This is a genomic window from Pirellulales bacterium, assembly GCA_035939775.1.
Classification (GTDB): Bacteria; Planctomycetota; Planctomycetia; order Pirellulales; family DATAWG01; genus DASZFO01.
Genome location: DASZFO010000245.1, coordinates 1 through 14,176 on the forward strand (window position 1 = coordinate 1; position 14,176 = coordinate 14,176).

Below are 14,176 nucleotides of genomic sequence, written 5' to 3' on the forward strand. Positions count from 1 at the left end.
GTGAAGGTAAAGGTGAGGGTAAAGGAGAGGGTAAAGGAGAGGGTAAAGGAGAGGGTAAAGGAGAGGGTAAAGGAGAGGGTAAAGGAGAGGGTAAAGGTCAAGGCAAGGGTCAGGGACAAGGTCAGGGGCAAGAAGGTCAGCCGCAAGGAGACAGCCAAGATCAAGACAACCAGCCCAACCAAGGCCAATCCGACGATCAGAGCCCCGCCCGCAAGCGGATCGAAGCCGCTGAGAACAAGATGCGGCAGGCGCAGAAGCGATTGGAGGAGGCGAATCGCAAAGGCGCTGCCGACGAGCAACAGAAGGCCCTCGACGATCTCAAGGCCGCCAAACTGGAACTCGAAAAAATCCTCCGTCAGATGCGCGAAGAGCAGATCGAGCGCGTGTTGGCGATGCTCGAGGGCCGGTTTCGCAAGATGCTCGTCGAGCAAATCGAAGTCTACGAAGGGACGGTGCGGCTCGACAAAGTCCCCGACGCCGATCGGAGCCACGACGACGAGATCGAAGCTTCGCGCTTGAGCCGCAAGGAATCGGGCATCGTCCTTGAGGCCGATAAGGCGCTAAACCTATTGCACGAGGAAGGCTCCGCCGTGGCCTTCCCTGAGTCGGTCGAGCAAATGCGCGACGACATGCAACAGGTGGCCGCCCGGCTCGCTCGCGCCAAAGTGGAGCAAGTCACGCAGGTGGTCGAGGAGGACATCATCAAGCAGCTCGAGGAGACGATCGCCGCCTTGCAGAAGGCCCAGAAGGACCAGAAATCGGGCAAGCCGCGGCCGGGCCAGGCCCAAGGGCAACCTCAAGAGCCGCCGCTGGTGGATAAGATCGCGGAGTTGAAGATGATCCGCGCTTTGCAGATGCGCGTCAACAGCCGCACCAAGCGCTATTCCAAATTGCTCGAAGGGGACGTCGAGGAGACCGACCGCCCCGACCTGGTCGAGGCCCTCAAGCGGCTCGCGGAGCGCGAGGAGCGAATTCACCAAGTGACCCACGACATCGTTGTCGGGAAGAACCGATGAGAGTTAGAATAAACTGTTCGGAGGCCATTCGATTGGCCGGACTAGAGGGGAAGCGATGATTCGAATTCAAACCAGGATGGCAAGCTGCGCTTGGGTGATCGCCTTGCCGCTGGCGGCGCTACCGGCGCGGGCAACCGCCGTCGTTGCCCAGGAGCCGGCCGACGAGGAATTTGCCAAGCAACCGACTTGGTCGGCCCCTACGGCGTCGGCCGTGCGGGCCGACGTGTTCAAGTGGGTCGACGATCGGAAACCTGGCGAGGCCATTCGCAAGGAGGTGGAATCCCTTTGGCCGAGCGACTCAGGGGCATCCGCTCAGCCTGCCGCCGGCTATCTCTTGGAGCGAGTGGTCAAGTCGATTGCCTTGGCGGACGCGCAGACCGGCGATTTGGTTTCGCTCTGCGCCAAGCCGAAAACGCTCGGCCCGCTGCCGAGCTTTTCTTGGCTAAGCGACGAAAAGACGCCGGCCTTCGAGCGCAATAATCTGCGGCTGTGGTATGGCCGCTGGCTTTCGCAAGAGCATCTCTACGACTACGCGCTCGAGCAATTGAGCGGATTGGAGCCGGCCGACGTTGTCGATCCGGCCACGCTGTTGTTCTATCAGGCGGTGGCCAATCACTGGCTGTTGCACCAAGATCCTGGCCTAAAGGCGATCGCGCGGCTGTTGGAGCGGAAGAAGGAGCTTCCTCGCCGCTACGCCCAGCTCGCCGATATGATGCAGACCGATCTGGCCGCCGTCAAAGAGGATTCGCTGGACCACATCGACCGGCGCATGCGCGACGTCGACGGCCGGCTCGACCACGCTCAGGCCGGCAAGAAGGTCCGCGGCGTCGAGGACGGGATCATCGCTTCGCTCGACAAGCTGATCGAAGAGGAAGAGAAGCGTCAGCAGGAAGCCGCCGCCGCGGCTGGAAGCCGGATGGGCCCCGGTGGCCGGCGGTCCAGTTCCCCTGCTCCCGATAGCGCGAGGCTCTTGGGCAAGGGCCCGGGCGACGTGGCGAAAAAGCCGATCGGCACGCATTCCAACTGGGGCGATCTCCCGGCCAAGGAACGCCAAGAGGTGCTCCAGGCGATCGGCAAGGAGTATCCGTCTCACTACCGCGACGTGATCGAACAGTATTTCAAGCGTTTGGCCTTGGAAGATGAAGAGGCGGGCAGATAGGGACTCGGGGCTGGGGATGGGGCACGCAGGCGGAGGTCCAGGTTAAGATGGAGCGTATGATTTCGCGCGAACCAGCCATTCGACGATGCGCCGGCGCTTTGGGCCGTCTAATACCCCGCCGTTCATTGTTGCCCATTGGCGTTTTCTTGCTGGCCTCTGGCCTCTGGCCTCCGACCTCCGACCTGCTCGCGGCCGAACCGCGTCAATTCCGGGTTACGACGATTGACGGCCAGATTCTCACCGGTGCTCTCGACGAACTCGGCGATCGGCAGCTTGTCGTCGAGACGGCCGGCGCGAAGAAGACGTTCAATTCCACCGATGTGCGGATGGTCGCTCCTGTCGAAGAGAAGGGTGTTCCGAAATTTGCCAACGGACTCACGGGAGAGCGGCGGCCGGCGGTTTGGCTCGAAACGATTGACGGCAGCCGGATTCCTGGATCGACGTATTCCGTCACCAAGGGGACCGCCGAATTGAAGCTGGCCGACGGCGCGGCGCTCAGCCTCCCGACGAAGTCGATCCGACTCGTCGAATTCCCCGGGACGGACGGCGCGGCCGCGAGTTGGGTCGGCGACTTGAGGACCGATTTGGCCGCGGACCTGATCGTGGTTCGCAAACGCGACGGAATCGATTACGTCGAAGGGGCCGCCGGAGACGTGAACGACGAGACCGTCAACTTCAATGTCGATAGCGACAACGTGCCGGTCAAGCGCGCGAAGGTGGCGGGGATCGTGTATTTTCATCCACCGGACAGTGCCGATTTACCGGAGGCGAATTGCGTGTTCGACGATGCGGCCGGCTGGCGCGTGAAGGCCAGGAGTGTGACTTTAGCCGACGGCCAACTGAAGATCGTGACCACATTCGGCGGCGAGTTGGCGCGGCCCGTCGAATCGCTCAAGCTCCTTGACTTCTCGCCCGGCAAGATGGTTTACCTCAGCGATCTTCCGCCCGTCTCGCGCGACTGGACGCCGCTGGTCGATTTCGGCAAAGAGGCCGAGTCGCTGGCCAAGTTTTACCGGCCGCAGGTCGATCGCGGCCTGGACGACGGCGCGCTGCGATTGGCCGGAAAGATTTACCCCAAGGGGCTCGCGATTCCCAGCCGAACCACACTCACCTACAAAATCACCGGCAAGGGCAAGCGGTTCAAGGCGCTCGCGGGGATCGACGACGGCGTGCGCGCGGCGGGCAGCGTGCGGCTGGCGATCCGCGGCGACGGCAAGCCGCTTTACGAAGCAAAAATCTCCGGACGCAGCCCGCCGGTCGATCTAGACCTGGACATCTCGGGAGTGAAGCGATTGAATATTCTCGTGGATTTCGGCGAAGGGCTCGACGTGGGGAACTACCTCGACCTCTGTGATGCAAGGATTGTGAAATGAAGCGACGGCACGCTCAAAGTATTAGGCACACTCCGTGTGCCGCAACCATCGAACTCCTCTCCTTCTGGGAGAGGTCGGGTGAGGAGAGCGTAGGAGTGGATTCTGCCGTCACCCCAGCCCTCTCCCAACGGGAGAGGGAGCCGATTTGCGGGAGGCCGCGTTATCTCGCCAGCGCCACCCGCGCTGCGCTGATCCTGCTGGCTTTACCCATCGCCGGTCTCTCGGGCCTCGCCACCGCGCGCGCCGACGTCGATGAATCCGTCAAGAAGGCCGAGGCCGAGCGGATTGCCGCCATCGCTAAGGCGGCCCCGGCATTCGTCGCGATTTACGCCAACAATGGCCAAGGAGGCGGCTCTGGTGTGGTCATTTCGCCGGATGGCTATGCCCTCACCAATTTTCACGTCACGCACGAGGCGGGCATCGGGATGAAATGCGGCATGCCCGACGGAAAGCTCTACGACGCCGTGGTCGTGGGCGTCGATCCGACCGGCGACCTCTCGCTGATCAAGCTCTTGGAACGCGAAGACTTTCCGGCCGCCGAATTGGGCGACAGCGATCAAGTTCATGCCGGCGACTGGTGTTTCGCCGCCGGCAATCCGTTCCTGCTGGCGACCGACTTTCACCCATCGATCAGCTACGGGGTTGTTTCAGGCGTCCATCGCTATCAATATCCGGCCGGCACGCTCTTGGAGTATTCCGATTGCTTGCAGGTCGACGCGGCAATCAATCCGGGCAACTCTGGCGGCCCGCTGTTCAATGCCCAGGGACAACTCATCGGGATCAACGGCCGAGCGTCGTTCGAGAAGCGCGGCCGCGTGAACGTGGGCGTCGGTTATGCCATTTCCGTCAATCAAGCAAAGAACTTCATCGGCTGCTTGAAAAGCGGGCGGATCGTCGACCACGCGACGCTTGGGGCGACCGTGAGCACGTCCGACGATGGCCGAGTGTTGGTCTCCGATATCCTGGAGGATTCCGACGCTTATCGTCGCGGCCTGCGCGAAGATGATGAGATTGTCTCCTTCGCCGGCCGGCCGATCCCTTCGACCAACGCCTTCAAGAATATCTTGGGCATCTTCCCGCAGGGCTGGAGGATCGCGCTTTCCTATCGCCGCGACGGCAAGACTTACGACATTCTCGTTCGCTTGCCGGGCGTGCATCATGAGACCGAACTCATCGCGGCCGCCGCCAGCGAGGAGCCGGTCGAGCCGAATCCGAAAGGGAGGCAACGGGGAGCGCCGAAAGACGACAAGGAGCCGCCGAAGGACGACAAGGAAAAGCCCAAGAACGACGGCGAGAAGCCGAAGGATAACGAAGGCAAGGGCAACGACGACAAGAAAGACGCCGACAAGTCCCCGCCGGGCGACAAGCCCGAGAATAAAGACCAGCCGGATAAACCAATTCCGCTTCCCGAAGCTTTGCGGCAACTTCTCCAAAAGCCACCGTTGGCGGAGGCCGTCAAGCAGCGCTACGAAGCCCGCTCCGGATTCGCCAACTATTATTTCAACAAGCTGGCCCGCGAGCGAATCTGGAAGGCCAACGTGGCCCGCGGCGATTTTTCATCGCTCGCCGGCGAATGGGCGCTTTCCGGTGATCTGATTGGCGGCGGCACGTTCGAGATCAAGCTGACTGATAAGGACGCCTCGATTGCGCTGCCGCTGGGCGACACGAAGCTCGAGGTGTGCGACGATCTCGGCGCCGTGCTCAACCCGCCGGGAAGCGGCGGCCTGTTGGCGGCTTTGCACCTCTGGCGGAAGCTGCAAATCGGCGGGCCGGTCAAATACGGGCAGTTGGTTTATCTCGGCACGATGCCGCTCGTTGGCCACGATCGGCCCGTCGAGGTGATCGTCGGCACCGCGGGAGGCGTGGATTGCCATTTCATGTTTGACACCGTTGACGAGTCGCTGGTCGCACTCGAGATGTATCCAGCGTTTGACACCGACCCCTGCGAAGTCTACTTCAGCGATTATCGCGAATCCGAAGGCCGCTTCTTCCCGCGCCGCCTGGAAGTCCACTATGGCGACAACCTGTTCGCGATCATGACGATCACGAAAGCCGATCTGAAAAAGGAGTCCGAGAAATGAGCCGGCCGGCTTTTCCCCAAATTGCTGCGGACCTAACCTCGGACCGTGCGCCGCCGCTTCGCGCCATTGGCTCGTTGTTTTTCGTTCGGCATCTGCCGATGGTCGTCTGCACATTGCTCCTGGCAACCGTAACCGCATCCGCCGGCCCTTCGCTGGCGAAGATCAGCGGTCAGGTCCAGCCGAAGATCGTTAAAATCTTCGGCGCGGGCGGGCTGAACGGCTTGGAGACTTATCAGAGCGGCTTTCTAGTCTCGTCCGACGGTTACATCGTCACGGTTTGGAGCCATGTCCTCGACGTCGACGAAGTCACCGTGATCCTCGACGACGGTCACAAATACGAAGCTAAACTGATCGGGCCCGATCCGCGGCTGGAGCTGGCGCTGTTGAAGATCGACGGCCAGGATTTGCCTCACTTCGATCTTTCGCAATCGGTCCCGGCCGCCGAAGGGACGCGGGTCTTGGCCTTCAGCAATCTCTTCGGCGTGGCGACCGGCGAGGAAGCGGCCAGCGTGCAGCATGGCGCGATCTCGGCGGTGACGACGCTCGACGCCCGCCGCGGCGCCTACGAAACGCCCTATCAGGGCCCGATCTACGTGCTCGACGCGATGACCAACAACCCCGGCGCCGCCGGCGGAGCGCTCACCGATCTGCAAGGCCGGCTGCTCGGCGTGCTCGGCAAGGAGCTGCGCAACTCGAAGAGCAACATCTGGCTGAACTTTGCCATCCCGACCGCCGAATTCGTCACTTCCGTTGAATCGATCCGCAAGACGGGCACGTCCGCGGGGACTCCCGATCCATCGAAGCCGAAGTCGCCCGATAATCCGCTCACGCTCGACCGGCTCGGGATCGTGCTGATTCCCGATGTGCTGGAGCGGACGCCGCCGTTCGTCGACGAGGTGCGGCCGGACTCCGCCGCGGCGAAGGCCGGCGTCCACCCGGACGATCTCGTGCTATTGGTCGAAAATCAGGTGGTGCAATCCTGCGCTGCCCTGCAAAAGGAATTGGGCCTTCGCGAAGCCGATGCCGACGTTCACTTGACTCTCATGCGCGGCAACGAATTGATCGAAGTGCAACTCAAAGTACCCGAAGATACGAAGCAATAGCCGCCATGCAGAGATCGACTGAATTATCGCGGCCACTGCGAGCGGCTCTGAGTGCCACTGCTGGCTTGCCAGCAGTGAAGCCCAACCCTCTGCTTGTAGGCAGCGCCGTTCAACGAGCTGACAGCGACGAAGGTGGCGCGGATGCGAATCGTGGCGAGTCTGGCGCTGCGAGCCGCAAACCAAGGACGGAGCTTCACTGCTGGCAAGCCAGCAGTGGCACCCAATCCAGCGGGATTCTCGGCATCGGTGCATTCAGCCTTGCCGCCACGCTTTTTCTCACGGCCGCGATGGCGTATTCCGCCGATGACGATGTCTCGCTCCGCGAGGATCAAGCGATCAAATCGGCCGTCGAGCGGGTCGCACCGTCGGTGGTGCGAATTGAAACCTTTGGGGGACGAGAGCGGATCGGCGATCTGCTCGTCGGCACCGGTCCGACGACGGGCCTCGCTGTCTCGGCCGACGGTTACGTCATTTCGAGCGCGTTCAATTTCGTCCAGAAGCCGGCCCAGATCTTGGTGCACCTCGACAACGGCGCGCGGCTGCCCGCCAAGCTCGTCGCCACCGACCACAGCCGGATGATCGTGCTGTTGAAGGTGAATCTCCCGTCCGGTGTGGAACTGGCCGTGCCAGTCGCCGCGCCCGAGAGCGAAATCGCCGTCGGGCAATGGTCGATCGCCGTCGGCCGCACGTTCGACGGCGCCGAGAGTCTTTCCGAGAATCGCCGGGGACTGTCCCCTTTTTCGGAGTCCGCGGAGAAAAAGGGGACTGTCCCCCTCTCCGTGGGCGATTCTCGGACAGGCTCTAAACCGAGCGTCTCGATCGGGATCATCAGTGCCGTGAATCGCATCTGGAACAAGGCGATGCAGACCGACGCCAAGATTTCTCCAAATAACTACGGCGGACCGCTCGTGGATATTGAGGGGCGCGTCATGGGCCTGCTCGTGCCGTTGTCGCCGATGGCCAGCGACGAATTAGCGGGCGTCGAATGGTACGACTCGGGCATCGGATTCGCCGTGCCGCTCGAGACCATCAACCGCATGCTCCCGCGGCTGGAAAAGGGAGAAGATCTATACGGCGGGCTGCTCGGCATCAGCATGAAGGGGATGGACATTTACGCCGACGAGGCGGAATTGGCCGCCGTGCAGCCAAATTCCCCCGCCTACCAGGCCGGCTTGAAGCCCAAGGACAAGATCGTCGAGATCGACGGCCACAAGATCGCGCGGCAGGCGGAGCTGAAGCATTTGCTCGGCCCGCGCTACGCCGGCGACAAGGTGACGCTAGTTCTGCTTCGCGGCAGTGAACGGCTGGAAAAGACGATCGAGTTGGTCGGCAAGCTGGTTCCCTATGCGCACCCGTTCTTAGGGGCCCTGCCGATGCGGCTCTTTGGCAAGGATCCCGGCGTGACGCTGCGCTATGTCTATCCCGAAAGCCCTGCCGCCAAGTCCGGTCTCCAGCCCGGCGACCGGATCACCGCTTGGGAAGGAAAGCCAATCAAGTCACTCGACGAACTGTTCGAGCAGCTTGTCTCGCTGACGCCGCGGCAGAAAGCGAAGTTCGAGGTCCATCGCGGCGACGAAACGCTCAAGCTCGAAGCGCAGCTTGCCGCGCTGCCCGAGACGATCCCCGGCGAGTTGCCTCCGGCGCACGACGAGCCGCCGACAGCCGACGGGCCGAAGGCGGCCGTCGGGATCGTGAAAATCAAGATTCCCGAATCGCAATCCGAGTGCATCGCCTACGTCCCCGAAAATTACAACCCGCGGCTGGCTTACGGGGTAGTCGTCTGGCTGCACGCACCGGGCGGATTCAAGGACGAGGAACTGGCCGCTCGCTGGAAGGAGATTTGCTCGCGCGACGATCTGATTCTACTGGCGCCCAAGAGCGCCGATCGGGCCAAATGGCAGCGGACCGAGTTGGGTTTCGTCCGCAAGACGCTCGACGACTTAAGCGGCAAGTACCACGTCGATCGCGCGCGGACGATCGCCTGCGGGCAAGAAGGCGGCGGCGGCATGGCCTACCTTTTCGCGTTGGCCAATCGCGAGGTGGTCCACGGCGTCGCGGCGATCGGGGCCGGGCTGCCGGCGGGCGCCCAAGTGCCGGCCAATGACCCGGTGCTGCGGATGGCGCTCTATATCGCCGGGCCCCAGAAAGACCCGCTCAAATCGCAGATCAAGGCGACCATTGACCACTTTCGCTCCGAGAAGTATCCCGTCACCGAGAAAGACCTCGGCCCTGCCCCGCGCACGCTCTCCGCCGACGAACTCTCCGAGTTTGCCCGCTGGATCGACTCGCTCGATAGGATCTGATGACCCGCCGCACACAGCTTGGAATCCTGACCTTGCTTCTAATCGCGGCGGCCGGGCTGCTGAAGCTGTTTGAATCTTCCAGTCCGATTGCCGAGGAAAGCTTTGGCGCGTGCCTGCGGTTCGGCATTATCCTCGGCGCGTTCTGGCTAGCCTATCCCGATCTCGTTCGGCTGCCGATCTGGATCTATCCCGCGGTCGTGCTGCTCGCTCTGGCCGCGATCAAATTCAAGCTGCTGCTCTTCGCGATCCCGCCGGTGCTTTTTCTCGGCTGGCTGCTCCGTCCGCGCAATCCGGCGGGCTCGCGCCGGCGATGACCGAACTCCGTCTTCCCATCCGCCAAAAAAATCGGCCCGCCGCAGTTCGGTGGGCCGAATTTGTTGCCGCGTCGCAGCTCAAACTGCCGTCTACGAATCGACACCTCCATCGCCTCCCGCGGGCCGCGGGCCGCCGCCCGAGGGCGTCGGATTGGCTGGCAATGGGGCCGGCGCGGGTGGAACGAGGCGGTCTTTGCCGGCATCCCCTTCGCCGTACTTCTTGAGCAATTCGGCGGCCAGTTTGTCGTTCGGGGTGAGCTTCACGGCCTCGCGCAGTTGGTCGAGCGCTTGCGGCGTGTGCCCCATCATCAGGTATTGATAGGCCCGCAGGAATCGGGCGTCGGCGGCGGTTGGATTGTCGTGCGAGTATTTTTCGAGCGCTCGCAGTTGGTTGGTGTAAGTCGCGTCGTCGCCGTAGTAGGCGTAGAGCGTCGCCCAATCGGCCGGCGGGCCGAACGCCAGCGCCGCATGGGCCTCGACCGCCGCGCCGCGATATTCGGCCGAGGCGAACATCGCCAGCGAGATCAGCTCGTGCGCTTTTGGGTTCTGCGGCGATTCGACGGCCGCGTGGTTGGCCAGCCGCAGTGCGTCGCGATACTGGCCGTTCTGGAAGGCGGACGTGGCTTGGGCGAAGAATTCGCCCCCGGCTGCTGATTCGCCGGCAGCCGGCTGCGCGTCGGCATTTTGCGCCGCAGTATCCACATAGTCCGTCTGCACAGCCTCCGGCTGGCTCACGACCGCGGCGGGGTAGATCGCCGGGCCATAGGAGTACGGCCCCGAATAACCATAACCGTAGCTCGGCCAGGAATCGTTGTACCACCAGGGGAACCAAAACCCCGCGCCGATCCCGATGGAGGGAAAATAGCTGAAGTTGTTGTAGCGGCCCCACCAAAAGTTGCCGCGCCAATTATTGTTGCCCCACCAATTCCCGCCGTTCCAATGCTGGCCGTGGTTCCAGTCGCTAAGATGCTGTTGCCAGGTGGAAGAGCCGCGATCCATTTGCCAGCTCGATTGGCCGTGCGCCCAATTCGACGAGCCGAAGTTTTGCGAATGCGAGTTGCCGCTCAATCCGGAGTTGTTGGAGAGAAAGTGCGACGACTGCGGCGAGAAGCTGCGGCTGGTGCCGCCGCTGAAGTTGTGGGAGATCGACGGGCTGAATCCACCGCCGCTAAAGCTGTGCGACATTCCGCCGCCGCCGAAACTGTGAGCGCTAAAGCCGCCCCCTCCGCCGCCTCCACCTCCGCCGCCGCTATGCCCGCCACCTCCACCACCACCACCACCTCCACCGCCATGCGCGAGCGCCGAACTAGCGCCGCACGCCATCATCGCCGCCGTCAACACCGCGATTCCACCGAACCGATGCAATCTCGACATAAGTCACCCCCGTTTCGAGCCTATCCGAAAACGGCCGGGGACTGTCCCCCTTTCCGCGGGCCGCTTTCGGACAGGCTCTTGGATTCGCCGGTCGTGCCTGTACCATGTAGTCACTCGCGACCGGCTGCTGTTCGTTCAACTCTGGATTATACACGCTCCTGACCGGCAATGGAAAAAATGCGAGCTAGATGCGGGAGTTTGAAACCGTGAAATCGCGTCGCGGTGTGAATGTGTGAAGGACGAAACGGATGCAACGCGTCGTGCCGCCGACCAGGCGGACACTACGCCGCCTTCGCGCTAGGCACTTTGCACTTTCCCCGGACTCTGACGGTTGCGATTGCCTTGCCGCCGGGGTAAAGTCGGAGACGCTGAAGCATCAGTCGGCAGGAGGCAGGACGGTAGTCGCCGGCGCCTTGCAACTTTTCCTACATTTTGACGACGCATTCGCACGCCGTAATCCTTGCTTCGTACTTCGTACTTTTTACTTCGCACTTGAATTCGGAGCATCCCATGAACCGCACGCTGCTCGCTCTCGTTCTGATCCTCTTTCTTGCGGCGCCGGCCGCCCGCGCCGCCGATTCGCTGCAATCTGGCGACTATCTGGCCGTGATCGGCGATTCGATCACCGAGCAGAAGCTGTACTCGGTCTTCATCGAGGATTATCTCCTGATGTGCCAGCCCGCGGCGGACTTGCGCCAGACGCAATTCGGCTGGAGCGGGGAGACTTCGTGGGGATTTGCGGCCCGGATGGACAACGACCTGCTCCGGTTTCAGCCCTCGGCGATCACGACCTGCTACGGAATGAACGACGGCGGCTATTCCCCGATGACTCCCGATAAAGCCCTGCACTATCGCGACAACCAGCGGCAGATCGTCGAGCGCGCAAAGCAGGCCAAGGTCCACCTGATCGTCGTCGGCTCCCCCGGTTGCGTCGATGCCGACACATTCCACAAGAAACCGGCCGACGCCGAGATGTACAACAAGACCCTCGCCGCCGAGCGCGACATCGCCCGCGAGGTTGCCGAGTCGGAAGGGGTTGTCTTCGCCAATGTCTACGACCCGATGATCGACGTGATGACGAAAGCCAAAGCCAAGTACGGCAAGAAGTATCCCTTGGCTGGCGGCGATGGCGTCCATCCCGATCGCAACGGCCATCTCGTCATGGCCTACGCATTTCTCAAGGGGCTCGGCTGTCCGGGCGAGATTGGCCGGATCATGGTCGATCTCAAGGCCAATCGAGCGGAAGCCACTGCCGGGCACAAGGTCCTTTCCTGCCGCGACGGCGTGGTCGAGCTGGAAAGCACGCGGTATCCCTTCTGTTTCTACGGCGATCCGGCCCAAACTTCGTCTACCCGCGGCGTCATCGAGTTCCTGCCCTTCAACCAAGACTTGAACCGCTTGACGCTCGTGGTCAAGGAACCGGCCGGGCGGTGCAAGGTGACTTGGGGCACGGCGAGCAAGGAGTTCTCGGCCGAGCAGCTTTCCTCCGGCATCAACCTGGCCGCCGAGTTCCTCGACAACCCATTCTCCGAGCCGTTCCAACAGGTCGAGAACGTGATCCGCCGCCAGCAAGAATTCGAGACCCCGCTCATCAAGAACCTGCTTCACAGTATGCCAGAGTACAGACGGCTGCTTCCCGAGGCGACGGACAACCTCGAGCAAATCGCCGCCGCCGGCCTCCACCGCGATAAAGAGATGATGGGCCTCTCGACTGCCGCTGTGAAACCGGTCCGACACAAGATCGCGATACAGGCGGCGGGCAGCTAGCGCTAGTACGAAGTATGAAGTACAAAGTACGAATTGGCAGGCGTTCGCGCGGTTCGCATCGGCCGGAGGATGTTCCAATGTTCGATCTGCAAACCATTCCCTTTAGTACTTCGTACTTGGTACTTCGCACTTGTGACGTATGACTTGGTTCACCGAAGACTCGACGCCGATTCTGGTGATCGGCGTGATCGTCGAGGCCATCTTGCTCTTGGCCTTGGTGAAAACGAGCCGGGTGGGCTTGCTCTACGCGATCGTGGGCGTGGGGATCGTGACGGGTGCGATCGTCTGGATTGAAAAGCACACCGACACCGACACCAAGCGCATCCGCCGCGTGTTGGATGCTGCCGCGGTGGCCGTGGAAAAGAACGACATGCCCGGTCTATTGGCGCTGATTTCCCCCGCGGCCCAAGGGATGCGTAGCCAGGTGAGCGGCGTCCTGCCGCAGGTCGAAATCCGTAAGGCGTATGTCACCGGCCTGGCCGTGAAGGTCAATCGCTTCAATAACCCGCCGACGGCCACGGCCGAGTTCTTCGGCCAGGCCGACGGCAAAGACCGCCACGGCGTCTACGCCGACCAACACTACATCGCCCGCTTCAAAGTCAACCTGCACTTCGAAAACGACCGCTGGCTGATGGACGACTACGAAGAGCAACCGGGGTTAGGAAACGGCGGTTGAGGGTGAATGCCCCCGGATTTCGAGGCCGTCGCCGATGGCTCCGGGTTCAACGAACCCGCGGTTATGGCTCCTTCCAGCGGACTTCCCCGTCGGCCACGCGGGCGCCGAGAGCCAGGAATTCAGCATTGCGGGGGGCGGATTTTTTTGGGTCCGAAGCGGCTGACATTGAAATCGCTACGACAGCGGCTTGAGCCGTGAGCGTTGCTTTCGGCGGCACGTCGGGCAGGCCGGGGGGGGCGATGCTGCCACCGTTCCAAAAGGCGGCGGCTGCCGCCCAGCCGGCGGACGTCTCGTGTTTCGTCGCTTCGGCCGCTGATTCAGCGCGGCGGCGATTCTCCTCGGTCGGCTCGACGACCCAGGCTTCGGCCGCTCCAAGTGCCGCTCGGTCGGCCGGCGGCAGTTGATCGCCGAAAGTCGCTCGGATGCATTGCGCGGCCCACCAGACCACCTCGCGCTTCGGCAGCGCGTGGGCCAGAAGCCGCATCGCGTCGGCGTGCAACTGCTTCTTGCCGAGCAGAAAGAAGAATTGCCGCACCGTTTGCTGCGGCTCCAGAAGCGAGCGGGCCTCGTCGTCCAGTTCGAACTTTTCACCGACCATCGCGGCCAGCGGGATTGGCACGTGGACAAAACCGCTCGATAGCGTTGCCACGGTGGGCGATGCGGCAGCGGCGCTGGCGGCCGCGACGCTCGTCGCTGGCGCCGTGGCCGAGTTTCCCTCGATAAACACGCTGAAGGTCGAGGCCCCCGCGCTGATCCGATCGCCGTGCGTTACGATTCCTTCGGCGACCGGCTGGCCGTTCACCAGCGTTCCAACTCCGCTCGTCAGGTCGTGGATGCGGCAGATATTGGCCGAGAATTCGAGCGCAAAATGGACCGGGGCCATCGCGCCGTCTTGCGGGACGCTGAAGTCGGCCCGTTCGGTGCGGCCGAAGTGCATGAGCTGGCCGGCGCGGAGAAACGTCTTCCGCCCCGCCGCCGGACCGCCGGTAACTTGTAAGATGACTGCCATA

General features: G+C 62.5%; 11 protein-coding genes. 9 read left to right on the plus strand and 2 right to left on the minus strand.

Annotated elements, in window-relative coordinates; all coding sequences use genetic code 11:
* The 7 genes from VGY55_15250 to VGY55_15280 form a co-directional block, all read left to right on the plus strand.
* On the plus strand, positions 1-1,016 hold a 1,016-nt coding region (locus VGY55_15250; GenBank protein HEV2971330.1), incomplete at its 5' end, for a hypothetical protein.
* Positions 1,017-1,071: 55 nt separating this feature from the next.
* Positions 1,072-2,175: a hypothetical protein gene (locus tag VGY55_15255; GenBank protein HEV2971331.1), complete on the plus strand. Its 1,104-nt coding sequence runs from the start codon at positions 1,072-1,074 to the stop codon at positions 2,173-2,175.
* A 125-nt stretch (positions 2,176-2,300) separates the two neighbouring features.
* A complete protein-coding gene (locus tag VGY55_15260) occupies positions 2,301-3,548 on the plus strand; it encodes an NPCBM/NEW2 domain-containing protein (protein ID HEV2971332.1) in 1,248 nt (415 codons plus the stop codon).
* Positions 3,549-3,643: 95 nt separating this feature from the next.
* Entirely contained in the window at positions 3,644-5,629 is a 1,986-nt protein-coding gene (locus VGY55_15265; protein HEV2971333.1) for a trypsin-like peptidase domain-containing protein, read from the plus strand.
* Positions 5,626-6,732, plus strand: coding sequence for a trypsin-like peptidase domain-containing protein (locus VGY55_15270; GenBank protein ID HEV2971334.1), 1,107 nt, complete (start codon positions 5,626-5,628; stop codon positions 6,730-6,732). Before VGY55_15265 ends, VGY55_15270 begins: the two co-directional genes overlap by 4 nt.
* A 5-nt stretch (positions 6,733-6,737) precedes the next feature.
* Positions 6,738-9,035, plus strand: a complete 2,298-nt coding sequence (locus VGY55_15275; protein ID HEV2971335.1) for a PDZ domain-containing protein — start codon at positions 6,738-6,740, stop codon at positions 9,033-9,035.
* Positions 9,035-9,349, plus strand: coding sequence for a hypothetical protein (locus VGY55_15280; protein ID HEV2971336.1), 315 nt, complete (start codon positions 9,035-9,037; stop codon positions 9,347-9,349). Before VGY55_15275 ends, VGY55_15280 begins: the two co-directional genes overlap by 1 nt.
* A 90-nt stretch (positions 9,350-9,439) precedes the next feature.
* On the opposite strand, the gene VGY55_15285 is transcribed toward VGY55_15280, so the two are convergent.
* Complete coding sequence (locus tag VGY55_15285; GenBank protein ID HEV2971337.1) at positions 9,440-10,723, minus strand: hypothetical protein; 1,284 nt, start codon at positions 10,721-10,723, stop codon at positions 9,440-9,442.
* 510 nt (positions 10,724-11,233) lie between these two features.
* Here VGY55_15285 and VGY55_15290 point away from each other — a divergent pair.
* Positions 11,234-12,490, plus strand: a complete 1,257-nt coding sequence (locus VGY55_15290; protein ID HEV2971338.1) for an SGNH/GDSL hydrolase family protein — start codon at positions 11,234-11,236, stop codon at positions 12,488-12,490.
* 139 nt (positions 12,491-12,629) lie between these two features.
* Positions 12,630-13,166 (plus strand): hypothetical protein, encoded by a 537-nt coding sequence (locus tag VGY55_15295; GenBank protein HEV2971339.1) that lies wholly within the window; start codon positions 12,630-12,632, stop codon positions 13,164-13,166.
* 61 nt (positions 13,167-13,227) lie between these two features.
* Here the strand turns inward: VGY55_15295 and VGY55_15300 are convergent, their stop codons facing one another.
* Entirely contained in the window at positions 13,228-14,175 is a 948-nt protein-coding gene (locus VGY55_15300) for an FHA domain-containing protein (GenBank protein HEV2971340.1), read from the minus strand.
* Position 14,176: the final 1 nt, after the last annotated feature.

What these genes read in the sequence shown, in the direction of transcription:
- VGY55_15255 (HEV2971331.1), top strand. Translation starts at nt 1,072, where the DNA reads ATGATTCGAATTCAAACCAGGATGGCAAGCTGCGCTTGGGTGATCGCC.
- VGY55_15270 (HEV2971334.1), top strand. Translation starts at nt 5,626, where the DNA reads ATGAGCCGGCCGGCTTTTCCCCAAATTGCTGCGGACCTAACCTCGGAC.
- VGY55_15275 (HEV2971335.1), top strand. Translation starts at nt 6,738, where the DNA reads ATGCAGAGATCGACTGAATTATCGCGGCCACTGCGAGCGGCTCTGAGT.
- VGY55_15280 (HEV2971336.1), top strand. Translation starts at nt 9,035, where the DNA reads ATGACCCGCCGCACACAGCTTGGAATCCTGACCTTGCTTCTAATCGCG.
- VGY55_15285 (HEV2971337.1), bottom strand. Translation starts at nt 10,723, where the DNA reads ATGTCGAGATTGCATCGGTTCGGTGGAATCGCGGTGTTGACGGCGGCG.
- VGY55_15290 (HEV2971338.1), top strand. Translation starts at nt 11,234, where the DNA reads ATGAACCGCACGCTGCTCGCTCTCGTTCTGATCCTCTTTCTTGCGGCG.
- VGY55_15295 (HEV2971339.1), top strand. Translation starts at nt 12,630, where the DNA reads ATGACTTGGTTCACCGAAGACTCGACGCCGATTCTGGTGATCGGCGTG.
- VGY55_15300 (HEV2971340.1), bottom strand. Translation starts at nt 14,175, where the DNA reads ATGGCAGTCATCTTACAAGTTACCGGCGGTCCGGCGGCGGGGCGGAAG.